Source organism: Flavobacterium wongokense, assembly GCF_021608265.1.
Classification (GTDB): domain Bacteria; phylum Bacteroidota; class Bacteroidia; order Flavobacteriales; family Flavobacteriaceae; genus Flavobacterium; species Flavobacterium wongokense.
This window is the reverse complement of record NZ_JAKIHP010000003.1, coordinates 200,018-217,070: the sequence shown is the minus strand read 5'-3', so window position 1 is coordinate 217,070 and position 17,053 is coordinate 200,018. Positions and strand designations below refer to the sequence as shown.

Annotated in this window: 16 protein-coding genes; 10 read left to right on the top strand and 6 right to left on the bottom strand. The window is 38.8% G+C overall.

Annotation, left to right across the window (positions count from 1 at the left end; all coding sequences use genetic code 11):
- Genes L1S31_RS10270 through L1S31_RS10235 form a run of 8 tightly spaced genes read left to right on the top strand, consistent with a single transcriptional unit; the run spans window position 1 to window position 8,759 of the window.
- A complete protein-coding gene (locus L1S31_RS10270; protein ID WP_236464641.1) occupies window positions 1–984 on the top strand; it encodes a glycosyltransferase family 2 protein in 984 nt (327 codons plus the stop codon).
- Entirely contained in the window at window positions 984–1,976 is a 993-nt protein-coding gene (locus L1S31_RS10265) for a glycosyltransferase family 2 protein (protein ID WP_236464640.1), read from the top strand. Before L1S31_RS10270 ends, L1S31_RS10265 begins: the two co-directional genes overlap by 1 nt.
- Before the next feature lie 7 nt (window positions 1,977–1,983).
- A complete protein-coding gene (locus L1S31_RS10260) occupies window positions 1,984–2,802 on the top strand; it encodes a class I SAM-dependent methyltransferase (protein ID WP_236464639.1) in 819 nt (272 codons plus the stop codon).
- 5 nt (window positions 2,803–2,807) lie between these two features.
- Window positions 2,808–3,926 carry a glycosyltransferase family 4 protein gene (locus L1S31_RS10255; protein ID WP_236464638.1) on the top strand — a complete coding sequence of 373 codons (1,119 nt, stop codon included), beginning with the start codon at window positions 2,808–2,810 and terminating at the stop codon, window positions 3,924–3,926.
- A complete protein-coding gene (locus L1S31_RS10250; RefSeq protein WP_236464637.1) occupies window positions 3,923–4,996 on the top strand; it encodes a glycosyltransferase in 1,074 nt (357 codons plus the stop codon). Before L1S31_RS10255 ends, L1S31_RS10250 begins: the two co-directional genes overlap by 4 nt.
- 1 nt (window position 4,997) lies before the next feature.
- A complete protein-coding gene (locus L1S31_RS10245; RefSeq protein WP_236464636.1) occupies window positions 4,998–6,338 on the top strand; it encodes an O-antigen ligase family protein in 1,341 nt (446 codons plus the stop codon).
- Window positions 6,310–7,320, top strand: a complete 1,011-nt coding sequence (locus L1S31_RS10240) for a glycosyltransferase family 4 protein (RefSeq protein ID WP_236464635.1) — start codon at window positions 6,310–6,312, stop codon at window positions 7,318–7,320. Before L1S31_RS10245 ends, L1S31_RS10240 begins: the two co-directional genes overlap by 29 nt.
- 44 nt (window positions 7,321–7,364) lie before the next feature.
- Entirely contained in the window at window positions 7,365–8,759 is a 1,395-nt protein-coding gene (locus L1S31_RS10235) for an exopolysaccharide biosynthesis polyprenyl glycosylphosphotransferase (RefSeq protein WP_236464634.1), read from the top strand.
- Here the strand turns inward: L1S31_RS10235 and L1S31_RS10230 are convergent, their stop codons facing one another.
- Window positions 8,760–9,875: a lipoprotein N-acyltransferase Lnb domain-containing protein gene (locus L1S31_RS10230; protein WP_236464633.1), complete on the bottom strand. Its 1,116-nt coding sequence runs from the start codon at window positions 9,873–9,875 to the stop codon at window positions 8,760–8,762.
- 5 nt (window positions 9,876–9,880) lie between these two features.
- Complete coding sequence (locus L1S31_RS10225; RefSeq protein WP_502539611.1) at window positions 9,881–10,951, bottom strand: putative type IX sorting system protein PorV2; 1,071 nt, start codon at window positions 10,949–10,951, stop codon at window positions 9,881–9,883.
- Between the two features lie 108 nt (window positions 10,952–11,059).
- Between L1S31_RS10225 and L1S31_RS10220 the strand changes: the two genes are divergently transcribed.
- Window positions 11,060–11,782: a CDP-alcohol phosphatidyltransferase family protein gene (locus tag L1S31_RS10220; RefSeq protein ID WP_236464632.1), complete on the top strand. Its 723-nt coding sequence runs from the start codon at window positions 11,060–11,062 to the stop codon at window positions 11,780–11,782.
- 34 nt (window positions 11,783–11,816) lie between these two features.
- On the opposite strand, the gene lptB is transcribed toward L1S31_RS10220, so the two are convergent.
- The 4 genes from lptB to L1S31_RS10200 all read right to left on the bottom strand — a co-directional run bounded on the left by lptB (window position 11,817) and on the right by L1S31_RS10200 (window position 14,753).
- A complete protein-coding gene (lptB, locus tag L1S31_RS10215) occupies window positions 11,817–12,566 on the bottom strand; it encodes an LPS export ABC transporter ATP-binding protein (protein ID WP_236464631.1) in 750 nt (249 codons plus the stop codon).
- A gap of 63 nt (window positions 12,567–12,629) precedes the next feature.
- A complete protein-coding gene (locus tag L1S31_RS10210) occupies window positions 12,630–12,977 on the bottom strand; it encodes a carboxymuconolactone decarboxylase family protein (RefSeq protein ID WP_236464630.1) in 348 nt (115 codons plus the stop codon).
- Window positions 12,952–13,788 (bottom strand): twin-arginine translocase subunit TatC, encoded by an 837-nt coding sequence (gene tatC, locus L1S31_RS10205; protein ID WP_236464629.1) that lies wholly within the window; start codon window positions 13,786–13,788, stop codon window positions 12,952–12,954. The genes L1S31_RS10210 and tatC overlap by 26 nt, the downstream gene beginning before the upstream one ends.
- The gene (locus L1S31_RS10200) at window positions 13,788–14,753 is read right to left on the bottom strand and encodes a KpsF/GutQ family sugar-phosphate isomerase (RefSeq protein ID WP_236464628.1); all 966 of its coding nucleotides are present in this window, start codon (window positions 14,751–14,753) and stop codon (window positions 13,788–13,790) included. Before L1S31_RS10200 ends, tatC begins: the two co-directional genes overlap by 1 nt.
- Before the next feature lie 86 nt (window positions 14,754–14,839).
- Between L1S31_RS10200 and recQ the strand changes: the two genes are divergently transcribed.
- Window positions 14,840–17,035 carry a DNA helicase RecQ gene (recQ, locus tag L1S31_RS10195; RefSeq protein WP_236464627.1) on the top strand — a complete coding sequence of 732 codons (2,196 nt, stop codon included), beginning with the start codon at window positions 14,840–14,842 and terminating at the stop codon, window positions 17,033–17,035.
- Window positions 17,036–17,053: the final 18 nt, after the last annotated feature.

The following is a 17,053-nucleotide window of genomic DNA, read 5'->3' as shown; positions in this document are numbered from 1 at the left end:
ATGAATTTCACACTGATAGTCTGCACCTACATGCGTCCGCAACCGTTGCTGAATTTATTGAATTCGGTGAAATTGCAGACCGTCTATCCCAATGAAATCCTGATTATTGATGGCTCAACCAATGAAGAAACGAAAACGGTTTTGGAACAGAATAAGTTTCCAAACCTGAACTATTTTTTGGTTTTGCCAGAAGAAAGAGGACTGACCAGGCAACGGAATTTTGGTGTTTCAAAAGTGGCGAAGAATTCAGAAATTGTTTGTTTTTTGGATGACGACACTATTTTGGAACCGGATTATTTTGAACATTTATTGAATACCTATTCGGTATATCCTGATGCATTAGGTGCCGGAGGCTATATTACCAATATAGCTCAATGGACAAAAACCGGGCAAAATTATATCCCAAAAAATAACGAATTTTATTTTGATGGTTGGAAAAAACCCGAAAGCAAGCGCTTTATGATAAGAAAAAAATTCGGGTTGGACAGTGACAAAAACCCAGGTTTTATGCCTGAGTTTTCCAACGGAAGAGGCGTTAGTTATTTGCCACCATCGGGGAAAATATATCCCGTTGAACAATTCATGGGCGGTGTGGCCTCGTTCAAAAAGGAAGTGTTTGACACCTTCAGTTTTTCACCTTATTTTGAAGGTTATGGCTTGTATGAAGATGCCGATTTTACGTTGAGGATTTCCAAAACCGGAAATCTTTATTTTAATTCCAATGCGCGTTTGGCACATTACCACGACAATTCCGGAAGGCCGAATAAATTTAAATATGGACAAATGGTTGTTAGGAACGGTTGGTATGTCTGGCGTGTGAAATATCCAAAACCATCAGTAAAGGCAAGGGTAAAATGGAACCTAATCGTTTTGTTGTTATCTTTCATTTTATTGTCTAATGTTTTTACAAAACCCAAAAAGAGCGCGTCAATCAATGAATTTTTTGGCAGGATTACGGCCTGGTTTTCTTTAGTATTCAAATAATGGATTTTACTTTAATCATTTGCACTTATATGCGTCCGCAACCGTTGCTGAATTTATTGAATTCGGTGAAGGAACAAACCGTTTATCCCAATGAAATCCTGATTATTGATGGTTCAACAAATGATGATACCAAGAAGATTTTTGAAGAGCAATCATTTAAAAACCTGAGCTATTTCCAGATGGACAAGGAAAACAGAGGATTGACAAAACAAAGGAATTTTGGGATTTCCAAAATTTCACCAAGCTCAGAAATACTATGTTTCCTTGATGACGACACGGTTTTAACTCCGAACTATTTTGAGGAAATCTTAAAGGCTTTCGAAAGTGATTCCGGAATTGTAAGCGTGGCCGGAATTGAAATCAACGAGCAGAAATGGATTAAAAAAAATCCAAATCAAAGCTATGATAAGAATAAGTTTTACGAATTTGAGGGTTATGTTTATCCTGAAGGTTCCCGAAATTACATCCGGAATATTCTGGGGTTGCAATCCAATTTAGGTTCGTGGCGCATGCCTGAATTTTCCAACGGAAGGAACAGCGGTTTTCCTTTAACGGGTAAAAATTATGAAGTTGATGTGCTCATAGGACTCTGCTTTAATTTCAAAAGGATTGTTTTCGAAAACATCAAATTCTCCACGTATTTTGAAGGTTATGGCTTGTATGAGGATTCAGATTACAGCCTGAGGGCACTTCAGTTTGGTAAAAATATTGTGGCAACCAAAGCCCAACTTTATCATTATCACAATGAGTCGGGAAGACCTAACAAATACCAATATGGGAAAATGGTGGTCAGGAATGGTTGGTATGTTTGGCGTGTAAAATATCCAAAGCCTTCATTTAAAGCAAAATTAAAATGGAATGCAATTGTATTATTATTGGCTTTTATCAGATTTAGCAATATATTTACAACCAAGAAAAGACAGGAAGCTTTCACCGAATTTGCAGGAAGGATGGCTGGCTGGTTTTCCTTATTTATAAATAAACCTCGTTAGATACAGCATGAAGACTCAGGAAGAAATTATTGAAATCAACAAAAAACAGAAGGATTTTTATAATTACAAAAGTGATAAAAAGAATTTGCCAACCAAAATCTGGTATTATTTCAGGGAAAAAACCTTGAAAAAAATACGAAAGGATATTGGTATCCTTAGCGAATCTTACGAAATCCATAAAACCTGGTTTGGAGACCTGTCCAATAAAAAAGTCCTTGATTTGGGTTGTTTTGCAGGGAATCACTGGAGTCTATACATGGCTGAAAACAGCAAGGAATTTATCGGTTTGGATTTGAGTGACGTTGCCATCGCACGCTTGGCAGAAAGGATAAAGCCTTACCCAAATGCTAAAGCTGTTGCCGCAGATTTTTTGTCTGATGCTGATTTTCCCGATAAGGATTTTGACATTATTTATGCTTATGGTGTTTTACACCACTTCCAGAATCCAGATGTATTGATTGCCAGGCTTAATGAAAAATTGGCACCGGGCGGAGTGATTATCAGTTACGATCCATTGGAAACCAGCCTGCCTATAAAATTAATGAGGGTAATGTACCGTCCTTTTCAATCGGATAAGGATTGGGAATGGCCGTTTACCAAAAGCACCTATAAAAAATTCGCTAAAACCTTTAAAATAGTGGAGCGCCATGGGCTTCTTGGCCAGGCCAAATGGTATTTCCTTATGAATTTCATTCCCTTTCTTTCAGACGAAAAAAAGCAGGCTATTGGAAAGAAATGGCATAAGAAAGACTGGGATTTGTCTGCAAAATCAGACGGCCATTTATTTAAATGCATGCATTTGACCATGCTAATGCAAAAAAGATAAACCAGATGAAGTTTGCCATAATTACGCATGTCATTCATGGTAAAGAGTCAGGCAGCTATTTTGGATACGAACCCTATGTCCGCGAGATGAACTTATGGATAAAAAACGTATCCGAAGTTTTGATTGCAGCGCCTCTGCATCCTATTTCCAAAAGTCCAATCCAGGAATTTTACCAACATCAAAAAGTAACCTTTACTCCGGTTGCCAATTTTGATATTTCCAATTTCAAAAACCTTCTGCGTTCGCTTATCGTCATGCCCGGAATAACCTGGAAGATTTACCAGATTATGAAAAGGGCAGACCATATTCACTTGCGCTGTCCCGGAAATATTGGATTGTTGGGATGTTTCGTGCAGATTTTATTTCCATCCAAATCCAAAACGGCAAAATATGCAGGCAATTGGGATCCAAAAGCAAAACAACCCTTGACATATCGTCTTCAAAAATGGATTTTGAGCAATGCATTTTTGACCAAAAACATGCAGGTTCTCGTTTATGGCGAATGGGAAAACAGCAGCGAAAATATCAAACCGTTTTTTACAGCGAGTTATTTTGAAAGCGATAAAACGGAAGTCAAACCGAGGGAATTAAAAGGAACTATTTCGTTTGTTTTTATTGGGACACTTTCTAACGGCAAACAGCCTTTGTTTGCCATTAAGTTAGTCGAACAGTTATCGCAAAAAGGGCATAATGTACAGCTGACACTGTATGGCGATGGAAGTGAAAGAGCAATGCTTGAGCACTATATTTCGGAAAATGGGTTGGACGAAATAATCTTCCTAAAAGGAAATCAAAACCAGGAAACGATTAAAAAAGCTTACATAGAAAATCATTTTGTAGTTTTACCTTCGCTGAGTGAAGGCTGGCCAAAGGTTGTTGCAGAAGGAATGTTTTGGGCTTGCCTGCCCATTGCATCAAAGGTTTCCTGTGTTCCTAACATGCTTGGGAACGGAGATAGAGGTTTGCTTTTGGATTTAGATTTGAATGCTGATACCGAAAAAATTGAAGCCCTTTTAAACGATGCCGGATTGTATCAGGAAATGGCTGAAAATGCAATGCAGTGGTCACGGCAGTTTACAATGGATGCTTTTGAGAATGAAATTAATTTGCTTTTACAACGATGAGGATAGTCCAAATTATTGATTCTTTGGAAATTGGTGGTGCCGAAAAAATGGCAATTAATTATGCCAATGCGCTTTCAGGAAGAGTGGAATTCTCTGGTTTGGTTGCGACAAGGGCGGAAGGGAACCTCAAAAATCAATTGAGTGATTCGGTTTCGTATCTTTTTCTAAGGAAAAAATCCACTATCGATTTTGGCGCAGTTTTCAGGTTGAGGGATTATTGTAAGGAAAACAAGGTTGATTACCTTCAACCGCATAGCAGTTCTTATTTCACGGCGGTGTTAGTCAAATTGGTTTACCCAAAAGCCAACATCATCTGGCACGACCACAACGGATTGAGCGAATTCATAAGTTCGCAAAAATCTGCGGCATTAAAAGTTGCTTCGCATTTTTTTAAGGGAATCATTGTAGTAAATTATAAGCTTAAGGCTTGGGCAGAAAAAGAACTTAATTGCAAAAAGGTTATTTACCTGCCCAATTTTACTGCCATTGATGCTTCAACCATTATCGAAACCAATCTCAAAGGAACAGCCGGAAAACGGATTTTATGTCTGGCGAACCTTCGGGACCAGAAAAACCATTTTTTCCTGTTGGAAGTTGCCGAAAAACTAAAGCAAACCAATCCCGACTGGACTTTCCATTTGGTAGGCAAAGACTTTGAAGATGACTATTCAAAACAATTAAGAGCATTGATTTCAACCAAAAACCTGGAAAACAATGTTTTTATTTATGGTTCTAAAAATGATGTAAAAAACATCATTAATCAATCTGATATTGCTATCTTGACCTCCAAATCTGAAGGTTTGCCGGTTTCATTAATTGAATACGGATTATCAAAAAAACCTGTTGTGACCACAAACGTTGGCGAAATTCCATTAATCATCAAGGACAATGTCAATGGGTTTATTGTGGAGCGTGATGATTCCGATTTGTTTTATAAAAAGCTTTTGAAATTTATTGAAGAGGATAATTTAAGAAAAGAAATGGGTAATGCACTTTATCAGACCATTATTGAAAATCATTCGGAAGAAGGAGTGATTGCTAATTATTTAAACTGGGTTTCAGCTCTATGATATGAAAGATAAAAATTATATTTTATTGATTGCCGCCCATGCTTTAATTGGAATCCTCATATTCCTGATAAGGCCTTTATCTAAATTTTATGCAATTGCCATGCTTGCCGTGGGATTGTATTATGTGATTAAAACCCGAAACAAAAACAATGAAGTCCTGTATGTTTCAGCATATATTGTTGGGAGTGAGGTGTTTTTAAGGATGACTGGCGGAAACCTGCTCTATGAGTCCTCAAAATATGCCGTAATGATATTTATGGCTTTCGGGATGTATTACAGTGGATTTTCGAAGAACGCCATACCTTTTTGGATTTATTTATTGCTGTTACTGCCCGGTGTTTTGGTAGCGACAGAAACTTTGAACCTGCAGACCGATATCCGAAAAGCGATTGCATTTAATATTTCCGGGCCGGCATGCCTTGGTGTTTCTGCAATTTATTGTTACAACAGGAAAATCCTGGTTTCAGAAGTGAACAAGATATTACTTTCATTGGCGCTGCCCGTTTTCGCAACAACGATTTACCTTATTTTATACACACCCGATTTAAAGGAAGTATTAACCGGAACAGGTTCGAACAACGAAACTTCGGGAGGATTTGGGCCCAACCAGGTGGCGACTTTATTAGGAATCGGGATGTTTGTTTTCTTCTCCAGATTAATTTTAGAATCAAAATCAAAATTGATATTCGCTGTAAACCTGATTGTCTTATTTAATATTACCTATAGAGGTTTGGTTACTTTTTCGAGAGGTGGAATGGTGACCGGCTTTGTGATGATCGTGTTATTCCTGGCGTATATCTATGCCAATACAAAATCGCAGGGCAGGTATAATCTATACAAGCTTTTACTTTTTATGTCGGCCGCATTTTTAATGACCTGGCTCTATACATCTAATCAGACTGGTGGATTAATTGATAAACGTTATGCCAATAAGGATGCTGCCGGAAGGGTAAAGGAAAGCCAGTTAACGGGAAGGGAAGAGATTTGGGATAGTGAAATTGACGATTTTCTTGACAATCCGATATTTGGAATTGGGGTTGCAAAAGCCCTTGAAGTCAGGGAAGAAAAGTCGGGTGGATTGATTATTGCCTCGCATAGTGAAATTTCACGAACGCTTGCCGAACATGGTACGATGGGGATTATCGCATTATTGATAGTGTTTTTTACACCTATTTTCTTATTTTTGGATAATCGGCAGCACATCTATATGTTTTGCTTTTTATTCTTTTGGTTACTTACAATTAATCACGCGGCAATGCGGATTGCTGCGCCAGCTTTTGTATATTCGCTATCGTTACTAAAAGTATTTATGGATGAAGCACCTGCTTTACATAGGAAATAAGTTATCCAACCACGGGTATACTTCAACTTCGATAGAAACGCTGGGTGGCTTTCTTGAAGATGAAGGCTTTCATGTTTTCTATGCTTCTTCCAAAAAAAACAAGTTTTTGAGAATGTGTGAAATGATTTTCAAGACATTCAAACATGCCAAAAAAGTAGACTACGTTTTAATTGATACTTACAGCACTAAAAATTTTTGGTACGCTTTCATCATTTCGCAATTGTGCCGCATGCTGAGGGTAAAATACATCCCCAAACTGCACGGAGGCAATCTGCCTCACAGGATTGTTCGGAGTAAATTCTTTTCCGATTTGATTTTCAACAATGCACACATCAATATTGCACCTTCCAATTATTTGTATGAAACCTTTAAAAATAGTGGCTACACTAATTTAAAATACATTCCAAACACTATCGAACTTGAAATGTATAAACAATGTCCAAAGGAGTTTAAGACACCAAAGTTGCTTTGGGTAAGGTCTTTTTCAAAAATATACAATCCCGAAATGGCGGTTAAAGTCTTTATCAAAATAAAGGAAAGCTTTCCCGAAGCTAAAATTTGCATGGTTGGTCCCAAAAAAGATGACAGTTATTCGAAAACGGTAAAATTTGCCCATAAAAATAATGTCGATGTGACCTTTACCGGAAAATTGTCTAAGGAAGACTGGATTGAACTCTCCAAGGATTATAACGTTTTTATAAATACGACCCATTTTGATAATACGCCAATAAGCGTGATTGAAGCCATGGCTTTAGGTTTACCTGTTGTATCAACAAATGTGGGCGGAATACCTTATTTACTACAGCATAACGACAATGCACTTTTAGTAAATGACAATGATGTGGAAGACATGTCCAATCAAATAAAAAGGCTGATTAACGAATCAAACCTGGCTCAGAGTTTATCCGAAAAAGGGAAGGCTTCTGTCAAAAATTTTGATTGGGAAGTCGTAAAAAAGCAATGGGTTGAATTACTGGTTTAATGCTCATTTATTTAGTAACTTGCGGCGTCAAAATTTAACCGAACATGAATAAGCGTAAAGACATCCACTTTGAAGTCTCCGAAAGAAAGATTCTTTTGCGGATTTTTGATGTCGTTTCCGTACTGCTGTCATTATACTTGGTTGGGATTACGTTTAATTTCCATTATTTCAACATCTCAGCAACCAATTTCTATTGGACCATTGTATTGGCTTTTTACCTCAATTTTATCGGTTCGGTGTTTGAAATGTACAACCTGCAGGTTGCGAGCAGTCAGTTTCAGGTCATCAAAAGCATCATACTCACGTCTTCCATAACGGTATTGATTTATTTGCTGACGCCGATTTACACACCGATACTTCCTTCCAACAGGATTCAGATCCTTTTCTTCTACATCGCGATTTTCCTTGCATTATTTACCTGGAGGATGATATATGTGCGGTTTTTTGCATCCAATCGGTTTTCCAAAAAGGTAATCCTTATTTGCGATAAGGAACAGCTTAAGGAATTGGTCAACGGGCTTGAAAGTGCCGATCCGCATTACCTGGTTTTGGGTTTTGTCAATTCGGATAGTGCCAATACCGATAGTACCGGAAACCTGAAAATCAAGAATATCGATATCAATAACCTCGAGCAGTTTGTAATTAAGAATTCGATTTCAGAGATTGTGGTCGCTTCCCAAAAAACGGATGGAATTACCGTTAATCTTTACAACCAACTGATAAACCTCTTGGAAAACGGTTACATCATCAGGGAGTATACACAGGTTTATGAAAATTTGGCGCAAAGAATCCCGATGCAGTATGTTTCGCGTGATTTCTATCGCTATTTCCCGTTCAGCAGAAGCAACCAGAATCATTTTTACCTGATTATGGTACGTTTTTTTGAAATCCTTTTATCGATTATAGGACTGCTTGTTGGAGTGGTTATTTTGCCTTTAATCCTGATTGGGAACTTACTGGGAAACCGCGGAGCCTTATTTTACACTCAGGAAAGAGTGGGGAAAAACGGCAGGGTTTTTAATATTGTCAAATTCAGGACTATGGTTAAAAATGCCGAAAAGGAAGGAGCTGTTTTTGCCACTACAAACGACAGCAGGATTACTCCTTTTGGTAAAATCCTCCGAAAGTCCAGAATGGATGAATTCCCACAGTTTATCAATATACTGAAAGGAGATATGGCAGTAATCGGGCCAAGGCCTGAACGCCCTGTTTTTGTAAATGAAATCGCCGAAGTCATGCCTTTCTACGAAACGCGCCATGTTATCAAACCCGGATTAACGGGTTGGGCACAGGTAAATTATTCGTATGGGGAAACTATTGACGACAGCCTTATCAAACTTCAATATGATTTGTATTATATCAAGCACCGAAGCCTTTTCCTTGATGTGAACATCATCTTCAAAACCCTGGGCACCGTATTGCTTTACAAAGGGCAGTAATTACACTTTTTCCTTTTTCTTCAAAGGAATCCTTCCGTTTAATTTTAGCAGCATGTACAGATTGGTCACAATAAAGGGCAGCATAATCATCAAATGCGGTTTGTTGAACATAATGATGCAGTAAATCAACAGCAATATTGATAATGCGATATTCAGCTTCTTTAGGAAATTATCTTTTGCAAACGGAATCAACAGAAAAAGCGGATTGAAAAGCAGTGCATTGTAATTCCACAGCAATTCCTGATGTTCTGAATACAAACCAATCAGGCAGAGGAAAACTCCCATCAGGCCACAAAAAAACAAATAAGTCGTGAATACAAATTTCTTATTGGTAAGGACTAAAATCAGCAGCACCAAGCAGATTATATAAATGCTGTTTAAAAACGAAAATTTAGTCTGTACCGGTTCGCCCTGAACTATGGTTTGTTTATTGGAAACCAATGGTTTTCCGTTGACTGAGGCTTTATCCAGACTGTGCAGCAGTTCTATCGGAAGGAATAATTGAACCGCATCCTTGTCGGTTTTGGCTCCAAAAACAATATTGATCCCCAGTTTATACCAAAAATAATTCTCGAAATACGGATATAAAAGCGTTCGATAGCTGATGGTTTTATCGTCTACTTTCTGAATCATTTTTGTACCATACAACGCATTGATTTTATCGGCAATCATGGTGGTGCAGTTCCTGTCGATAAACTTATAGGTATAATATTTTTCGTCTGAAAGTAGTGTTTTGTTAAGCGCATCAAACAACTCCTGTTTTTTTGCAAAAGGCAGGTCAAGCGTTTGCTCAATGACTTCCCTTTGGTCAAGTTTGTATTCAAAAACGAAATCATCAAAAGAAGTCACATTTACATAATACTGCAAATCGCCTTTTACAAATTTGAAATAGAAATTTTCAGTCCTAAAATCAAAGCAGCCATAATTGTAAACGATGTCCAATGCATTATTTGGATCCTGAATCCGCAGTGCTGTGTGCCCAAATGTCGAATACAATTCTTCGCCACGGTCACAGGTAAAGACACTGACTTTGGCATCCTGCGAAAGTTGTGGCATTTGTGAAAACGCAAAGGAACCGGATAGCAATAAGCAAAGGAAAAGTAATTTTTTGAACATGGTATTTATCTAAAAATGCTTAGGTCAACTTTAACTGAAAAGATATTTGAATACAAGGCCGCACTCTGGTCGCCCAAATCGGTTAGGGCATAATCAACCTGGATGCCTTTGTATTTGAAGCCCAAACCAATGTTCGGCTGGAAATTGACTTTCGTTGAACCATCGATTTGTTCTACGTTTTGGAAATTTCCAACACCGGCACGAAGAAATACCAAATCGGTATAGCCAAATTCCAATCCCAAAGCCGGGTCAATACTAAAGGCGCTGTTGGAAATAATATCGTTGGTTTGTGCAAACTGCATGTTCAGGTTTACTGCAGCCAACAAGGTATAATCATAATGGAAATCAAATTTTTTGGAAATTCCAAGTTGGGCCTTTGGAAAAGTAATCTCAGTGCTTTCCGGCGGTTCCTGGTTTTGTCCCGAAACAGCATCCTTAATTTCGTTGAACTTCTCTTCATCAATGGCCCAAACGTTATAAGTAGTAGTGATGTCGCGAAGCATGATGCCGTAATGCCAGTCGTTGTTTTCATATTGCAGCCCGAAATCAAATCCGAATCCCCAAGAGCTGGCAAATTCACCAATTACCCTTCGGATGACTTTGGCATTCACACCATAAGACAAGCCTTCAATCAATGTAGGGCGACGCGCGTATGAAAACGTCAAACCATAATCGGCAGTGGAAAAAAGGCTGATTCGGTCGTAGTCGATGTTTCCTTCGCTGTCAATAAGTTGGGTGGTATTTAAGATGTCATCAACCCCAAAACGGATTAAGGAAACGCCCCATGCACTTCGGTCGTCTATTTTTTTGGCGTAAGCCGCGTAATCGTATTGTGCAATATTGGCAAAATAACTGGCGTGCATTAATGCCGCCTCGCTGTCCTCAATCTGAAGCAATCCTGCAGGATTCCAATAGCCCGAATTCACATCGCCGGAAAAGGCTGTTACCGCATTGGACATACCCAAAGCAGCAGCATCGACACCAATGTTCATAAACTCGTTGGAATATTTCCTAACAGATTGAGCATGAGTAATCAGACCGATAAAAAGCAGTAGAATAGCAATTGTTTTTCTCAAGGCAATTTTTATTTTTACAAATATTACATAAAATTCTCTATTATAAAACGCAGAAAGCTTTAACTTATTGTATTAAATTTGCTCAAACGTCAAAAAAACTTTATCCGAATGAATATCAAAAGGCTTATTCCCAATTTATTTACGATGTTAAATCTGTTTTGTGGCTGCGTGGCTTTGGTGATGGTTACGAATGATAAGTTTGACCTGGCTTTTTATTTTGTTGCCCTGGGAATTTTCTTTGATTTCTTTGATGGATTCTTCGCTCGAAAGTTCAATGTAGCCGGACCATTAGGCGTTCAGTTAGATTCTTTGGCTGATATGGTTACAAGTGGATTAGTCCCGGGTTATACAATGTTTGTTTTATTGCGTGGATGGATTGTCCATCTTGATTTTTCTGTGGCAGCTTTATATCCTTATTTAGGTTTCATAATTACACTTGGTGCCTGTTATCGCTTGGCTAAATTTAACATAGATACGAGACAATCCGATTCTTTCATTGGTTTGCCTACGCCAGCGAATTGCCTATTCGTGATGAGCCTTCCTATTTTGCTTCAGGATCCACCGTTTGGTTTGATATTGACTGATACTGTTCAGATTGGCTTGGTGGTGATTTGTTTTTTGAGTGCTTATGTCATGAATGCCGAAATCCCTTTGTTCTCATTGAAGATTAAGGATTTTAGTTTTGCCAAATACAAACTTCAGGTTTCCTTTCTGGCAGTTTCAGTTTTGATGCTGGTTTTTCTTCAGATATTGGCAGTTCCGCTAATCATCGTATTGTATGTGTTACTTTCGGTAATTGACAATGCATTCAAAATAACTAAAAAAGCCTAATAAAAAAGCTTCCAATTTGGAAGCTTTTTTATTATTAGTGTTTATGGAAGTCAAGTTTCTTTTTACGCAACTCGAAGTTTTGTCCAAGATACACGCGACGTACGATTTCGTCTTCTACCAGTTCTTCAGGAACTCCGGCTTTCAGGATTCCTCCTTCAAACATTAAGTAAGTTTTATCTGTGATGGCCAATGTTTCCTGAACGTTGTGGTCGGTAATCAGGATTCCTATGTTTTTGTTTTTTAGTTGGGCAACAATACGCTGGATATCTTCAACCGCAACAGGGTCAACTCCGGCAAAAGGTTCGTCCAAAAGAATAAACTTTGGGTCAGTTGCCAAGGCACGTGCAATTTCGGTTCTACGACGCTCACCTCCGGAAAGTAAATCACCACGGTTGGTTCTGATGTGTTCCAATCCGAATTCCGCAATCAGGCTTTCCATTTTGGCAATCTGTTCTTCTTTGGTATGATTGGTAAGCTGTAAAACGCTTAGGATGTTATCTTCAATGCTCAGTTTCCTAAAAACAGAAGCTTCCTGTGCCAAATAGCCAATTCCGTTTTGCGCACGTTTGTACATAGGGAATTCGGTGATGTTCATATCGTCGAGGTAGATATTTCCTGAATTGGGCTTGACCAATCCTACAATCATATAAAATGAAGTGGTTTTCCCGGCACCATTCGGACCCAGAAGCCCAACGATTTCTCCTTGGTTTACTTCCACAGAGATGCCTTTTACAACGCTTCTGCCTTTGTAGGTTTTGACTAAATTTTCGGCTCTTAATTTCATATTCAGACTTCTTATTTGGACAAATTAACGAATAAACAAATTATCAAATCCACGATTTAACAATTATTTGTTGTCTTCAAGCGCTTCCCAAAATTCGTAAGCTCTTCTCAAATGCGGAATTACAATGGTTCCGCCCACTAAAGTGGCAATTCCCATGGCTTCCATCATTTCTTCTTTGGTGATTCCTTCCTTGTAGCTGGTTTCGAGATGGTATTTGATGCAGTCATCACAACGCAAAACCGTTGATGCCACAAGCCCTAGCAGTTCCTTGGTCTTTACATCAAGAGCACCTTCGGCATAGGCATTGGTATCCAGGTTGAAAATCCGCTTTACAATCTTATTATTGTCAGCCAATAATTTTTCGTTCATTTTCGAACGATACTCGTTAAACTCCTCTACTAGCTTGCTCATCTTTCTTTTTATTTTTTTCTACAACTGCTGAAATCCAAATGCTGGCTTCATAAATGAACCACATCGGTAAGGCAACGGTAATCTGGCTTACCACATCAGGAGGTGTTACAATTGCAGCAATTATCAATATAATTACAATACCATATTTTCGATACTTTCTCAGGAAAGCTGGTCCTACCAATCCCAACTTGGTCAGGAAGTAAATGATTATTGGCAATTCAAAATACAATCCGCTGGCAATGACAGCCGTTTTGACCATACTCACATAGGAATCAATGCTGAATTGGTTTTTAACTACGCTACTGATGGAGAATGTTGCGAGGAAATTTACGGTCATCGGTACGATTACGTAATAGCCAAACAACACACCCAGGAAAAACAAAATTGAAGCTACGAATATGAAAACCTTGGCTCCTTTTCGTTCCTTTTCATATAAAGCCGGACTAATAAATTTCCAGAATTCCCATAATATATAAGGAAAAGCAAGGATGAATCCGGATGTAATGCAAATCCAGACAAAAATGTTTACCTGGCCTTCCATTTCGGTATTCTGGATAATGAAATTGAGTTCGGTGATACAGATACTGTCCGCAAAACCAAGATAATGCGAGGCATCACAAAAGAATCGATACGTAATGAAACTCGGATCTGTTGGGCCAAAAATCAAATCGGTAAAGATATAATCGGCAAAGAAATAGGAAACGATTCCCATCGTTACCACGGCAGCCGAACATCTTACCAACACCCATCTTAATTCCTCAAGATGATCTAAAAAAGACATTTCGCCTTTCGGTTTTTTTACTTTTGCCATTATACGATGCCTTCTTTTAAAATATCATGCAGATGCAGCACGCCTTTATAATCTCCATTGTCTACAACGACAAGTTGCGTTATCGAAAAGTCTTCCATGATGTTCAATGCATCAACAACCATATCCGTTGATTTAATCATTTTTGGGTTTTTCGTCATGATATCATTTGCTTTCAATCCGCTAATGGTTTCCGTTTTGTCCAGCATTCTTCTGATGTCACCATCAGTAATGATTCCGATTACCTTTTCATTTTCTACAACAGCTGTAACTCCCAAACGTTTTTCGGAGATTTCATGTATGGCACTTTTAACGCTTGAATCAGGAGAAACCAAAGGTCGGTGCGTGGTGTCCAGCATATCTCCAACACGAAGCAATAATTTTTTGCCCAAAGCACCACCAGGATGATATTTGGCAAAATCTTCGGCGGTGAAGTTTTTTATTTCCATCAGGCAGACTGCAAGGGCATCACCCATTACCAATTGGGCTGTTGTACTGTTTGTTGGCGCCAGGTTATTGGGACAGGATTCTGTTTCAACATAAGTATTCAAAACATAATCCGACTCTTTTCCAAGGAACGAAGTAGTGTTTCCTGTTATGGCAATCAGTTTGTTCCCAAATCGTTTTAGTAACGGAACCAATACCTTAATCTCGGGGCTGTTTCCACTTTTGGAAATGCAAATTACCACATCGCCTGGCTGCACCATTCCCAAATCGCCATGAATTGCTTCAGAGGCGTGCAGGAATAGGGAAGGAGTTCCGGTTGAATTTAAGGTGGCTACAATTTTTTGCGCGATAATGGCGCTTTTGCCAATTCCGGTTACGACCAGACGGCCTTTGGAATTGTTTATGATTTCAACAGATTTTACAAAGTCTTCATCAAGCAAGGCAACCAGCTTTGCAATAGATTCACTTTCAGACAAAATTGTTCTTTGTGCAGAAGCTAAAATGGTATCTTTATTTATCAAAATTGTAACAATATAAAATTTGTGTGTGTAAAAGAAAGTCGTATCTTTATGTTTGCAAATTTATGTAAAAATACGATTAACAAAGAATGAATTTAGACGAAATTGACATTCACAAAGAATTAAAAAAGTATTTTGGTTTCAACCAATTTAAAGGATTACAAGAACAAGTCATTAGAAGTGTTATTGCGCAAAATAATACCTTTGTTATAATGCCTACTGGTGGAGGAAAATCGTTATGCTACCAATTACCCGCTTTGATTCAGGATGGAACCGCCATCGTCGTCTCTCCCTTGATTGCCTTAATGAAAAACCAGGTAGATGCCATCAGGAGTTTATCGTCTGAAAATGGCATAGCCCATGTATTGAATTCTTCATTAACAAAAACCGAAATTACCCAGGTTAAAAAAGACATCACATCGGGAATTACCAAATTATTATATGTTGCTCCCGAATCCTTAACCAAGGAAGAATATGTGGAATTCCTTCAAAGTGTCAAAATATCATTCGTTGCCATTGATGAGGCACACTGTATTTCAGAATGGGGACACGATTTCCGTCCGGAATACCGCAACCTGAAATCCATCATCAAACTTATTGGGGATGTTCCGGTAATCGGCCTTACGGCTACGGCTACACCAAAAGTCCAGGAAGACATCCTCAAGAATCTCGACATGTCTGATGCCAAAACATTTAAGGCTTCATTCAACCGTCCGAATTTATTTTACGAAGTACGTACCAAAACCAAAAATATAGAAGCGGATATCATCCGTTTCATCAAACAGAATAAAGGAAAATCCGGAATCATTTACTGCCTAAGCCGAAAGAAGGTTGAGGAAATTGCAGAAGTATTGCAGGTAAACGGAATTTCTGCTGTTCCCTATCATGCCGGTTTGGATGCAAAAACCCGTGCCAAACACCAGGATATGTTCCTTATGGAAGATGTTGAAGTCGTTGTGGCAACTATTGCATTTGGGATGGGAATTGACAAACCCGATGTCCGTTTTGTAATCCATCACGATATTCCAAAATCTCTCGAAAGTTATTACCAGGAAACCGGACGTGCAGGAAGAGATGGTGGAGAAGGGCATTGCCTTGCCTATTATTCCTATAAGGATGTAGAAAAGCTTGAAAAATTCATGTCAGGAAAACCGGTTGCCGAACAGGAAATTGGTTTTGCGCTGCTTCAGGAAGTTGTGGCTTATGCCGAAACTTCGATGTCCAGACGTAAATTCCTGCTCCATTATTTTGGGGAAGAATTCGACAGCGAGACGGGAGAAGGTGCAGATATGGACGACAATGTCCGTAATCCTAAAACAAAAGTTGAAGCCAAAAACCAGGTCAAACTGCTTCTGGAAGTCGTACGCGATACCAAGCATTTATATAAATCCAAAGAAATCTGTTTTACACTTATTGGAAGGGTAAACGCCATGATAAAAGCACACCGAACCGATACGCAACCGTTTTTTGGTGCAGGGAAGGATTTTGAGGAACGTTATTGGATGGCCCTAATCCGTCAAATTTTGGTGGATGGTCTTTTGACAAAAGATATTGAGACCTATGGTATTCTGAAAGTGTCCGGGAAAGGGCATGAATTCATCAAAAATCCAACTTCATTCATGATGTCTGAAGACCATGAATACAATGAAACCGAAGATGACGCCATCGTAACGGCAGCAAAATCTACAGGAACTGCAGACGAAGCGCTGATGAGCATGCTCCGGGATCTGCGTAAAAAGGTCGCCAAGAAATTGGGCGTTCCACCATTTGTGGTATTCCAGGATCCATCATTGGAAGATATGGCTTTGAAATATCCAATAACCATTGACGAGCTGAGCAATGTCCACGGCGTTGGCGAAGGAAAGGCCAAAAAATACGGTAAGGAATTTGCCGAACTCATTGCCCGTTATGTTGAAGACAATGATATTATCAGGCCTGATGATTTGGTTGTGAAATCCACAGGAGCCAATTCGGCAAATAAATTATACATCATCCAAAACATAGACAGGAAACTTTCACTTGAAGATATCGCCAAGGCAAAAGGTATGAATATGGACGCTTTGTTGAAGGAAATGGAACAGATTGTATATTCGGGAACCAAATTGAATATCAATTATTGGGTCAACGAAATCCTCGACGAAGAACAACAGGAAGAAATCCACGATTATTTCATGGATTCCGAATCGGATAAAATTGAAGATGCACTCAAGGAATTTGATGGAGATTATGACATTGAGGAACTCCGCCTGATGCGTATAAAATTCATTAGCGAAGTAGCTAATTAAAAAAGAGAAGCTTTTGCT

Coding starts and splice junctions, on each gene's coding strand:
- L1S31_RS10220 (WP_236464632.1), top strand. CDS start 11,060: ATGAATATCAAAAGGCTTATTCCCAATTTATTTACGATGTTAAATCTG.
- L1S31_RS10250 (WP_236464637.1), top strand. CDS start 3,923: ATGAGGATAGTCCAAATTATTGATTCTTTGGAAATTGGTGGTGCCGAA.
- L1S31_RS10235 (WP_236464634.1), top strand. CDS start 7,365: ATGAATAAGCGTAAAGACATCCACTTTGAAGTCTCCGAAAGAAAGATT.
- L1S31_RS10230 (WP_236464633.1), bottom strand. CDS start 9,875: ATGTTCAAAAAATTACTTTTCCTTTGCTTATTGCTATCCGGTTCCTTT.
- L1S31_RS10255 (WP_236464638.1), top strand. CDS start 2,808: ATGAAGTTTGCCATAATTACGCATGTCATTCATGGTAAAGAGTCAGGC.
- L1S31_RS10240 (WP_236464635.1), top strand. CDS start 6,310: ATGAAGCACCTGCTTTACATAGGAAATAAGTTATCCAACCACGGGTAT.
- L1S31_RS10265 (WP_236464640.1), top strand. CDS start 984: ATGGATTTTACTTTAATCATTTGCACTTATATGCGTCCGCAACCGTTG.
- tatC (WP_236464629.1), bottom strand. CDS start 13,788: ATGGCAAAAGTAAAAAAACCGAAAGGCGAAATGTCTTTTTTAGATCAT.
- lptB (WP_236464631.1), bottom strand. CDS start 12,566: ATGAAATTAAGAGCCGAAAATTTAGTCAAAACCTACAAAGGCAGAAGC.
- L1S31_RS10210 (WP_236464630.1), bottom strand. CDS start 12,977: ATGAGCAAGCTAGTAGAGGAGTTTAACGAGTATCGTTCGAAAATGAAC.
- recQ (WP_236464627.1), top strand. CDS start 14,840: ATGAATTTAGACGAAATTGACATTCACAAAGAATTAAAAAAGTATTTT.
- L1S31_RS10260 (WP_236464639.1), top strand. CDS start 1,984: ATGAAGACTCAGGAAGAAATTATTGAAATCAACAAAAAACAGAAGGAT.
- L1S31_RS10245 (WP_236464636.1), top strand. CDS start 4,998: ATGAAAGATAAAAATTATATTTTATTGATTGCCGCCCATGCTTTAATT.
- L1S31_RS10270 (WP_236464641.1), top strand. CDS start 1: ATGAATTTCACACTGATAGTCTGCACCTACATGCGTCCGCAACCGTTG.